The sequence below is a fragment of the Pararcticibacter amylolyticus genome (assembly GCF_003130405.1).
Classification (GTDB): Bacteria; Bacteroidota; Bacteroidia; order Sphingobacteriales; family Sphingobacteriaceae; genus Arcticibacter; species Arcticibacter amylolyticus.
This window is the reverse complement of record NZ_QEAS01000018.1, coordinates 3897-5716: the sequence shown is the minus strand read 5'-3', so window position 1 is coordinate 5716 and position 1820 is coordinate 3897. Positions and strand designations below refer to the sequence as shown.

At 46.2% G+C, this 1820-nt stretch carries 1 protein-coding gene; it reads left to right on the top strand.

Annotation, left to right across the window (positions count from 1 at the left end):
- Window positions 1-41 precede the first annotated feature (41 nt).
- The coding region (locus DDR33_RS19145; RefSeq protein ID WP_109417417.1) for a glycoside hydrolase family 15 protein at window positions 42-1820 on the top strand (1779 nt) is incomplete at its 3' end.

Below are 1820 nucleotides of genomic sequence, written 5' to 3'. Positions count from 1 at the left end.
GCTCTATTCAAACCTTCTGCGTTTTTCGCTGTATAAAAACAATGGAGACTAAACATGTATACGAAACTGGTATTATAGGTAACTGCTCCTTTCTGGCGCATGTTCATAAAAATACCAACATAGCATGGTTGTGCTGGCCGAGGTTCGACAGCACTTTTATTTTTGGTTCGCTTCTCGACGAAAAAAAGGGAGGCGAGTTTTCTATTTTGCCTGCTTCAACTTATTCATCCCATCAGTACTATCTTGAGAACACGAATGTATTATGTACAGAAATAACGTGTGAGAACGGGCGCTACAGGGTGACCGATTTTGCGCCAAGGTTTCATCAATATGAGCGTTTCTTTAAACCATTGATGCTGATCCGTAAGATCGAACCGCTGGAAGGCCAGCCAAGGGTAAGGGTGAAATGCGAGCCTGTTGGTGAATACGGTAAAACTAAACTAAGGGCACACCGGGGCAGTAATCATATTGAGTATCATGGTTCTGACGATAAGGTCCGTCTGACAACAAATATACCGGTGACGTATGTGTTCGAGGAAGCGTATTTCGTTCTTAATGAAACGAAGTATCTCGTGCTGACGTATGGTCAGCCGCTGGAGGCTCCACTGGTTAGTACATCAGAAAACTTCCTTCGGGAAACCACTGCTTACTGGCGCGTGTGGATCAAGCATTCGTCAATTGCCGGTTTTTACCAGCCCTATGTAATACGGTCTGCGCTGACTCTTAAAATTCACCAATATGAAGATACAGGTGCCATTATAGCTGCCAGTACCACGAGCCTTCCTGAATCGGACGGGAGCGGAAGGAACTGGGATTACCGGTATTGCTGGCTGAGGGATACTTTTTATGTGATCAGCGCACTGAATCACATTGGCCATTTCGAAGAAATGGAGCATTATTTTAACTATGTGGCAGATATCTCGGTTTCGGAAGATTTCAGATATCAGCCTTTATACAGGATTGACGGCGGGAGTAAGCTTCATGAAGTGATCCTGGATCACCTGGATGGCTACAAGGGAAATAAACCTGTCAGGGTGGGTAACCAGGCATACGAACATATTCAGAATGATATATACGGTCAGGTGATGATCTCGCTGATGCCTCTCTATACGGATCACCGTTTTGTTTTCAGGGAACGTAAGGACTCGGATAAGTGGATTAAAACGGTACTCTCAAAGATCGAACGTACGATAGATGAGAAAGATGCCGGGATATGGGAGTTCCGGAATTTTGCTAATACGCATTGCTATAGTAATCTTTTCCAGTGGGCAGGGTGTTCTGCCGCTATGAAAATGGCGAAAACTATCGGGAACAAACAGCTGGAAGAAAAGGCACTGTACTTAATGCAGAAGGCTGCTGCCCACATAGAGAGCTGCTACGATCCCAAAAGGAAGGTATATACCAATGCGACCGGAAGTTCACATCTTGACGCAAGCACGCTTCAGCTGATCATGATGAATTACCTTGACCCTGCTTCTCAAAGGGCGAGAGATCATCTGAAAGCACTTGAATCGGAGCTGAGAACCCCGCAGGGACTTTTCTACCGGTATCTTCATGCAGATGACTTCGGGAAACCCAAGACTACTTTCCTGATCTGTGCATTCTGGTACGTGGAGGCCCTCGCTTGTGTGGGACGTCTTGAAGAAGCTATCCGCGAGTTTGAAAACCTGCTTCAGTTCTCTAATCACCTCATGCTGTTCAGTGAAGACGTGGATGAGCTCAATGGTTCCCAGTGGGGCAATTTTCCCCAGGCTTACAGTCACGTGGGATTAATGAACGCAGCTTACAGGATCGCGATGAAGCTGGACAGGCCGGTGTTT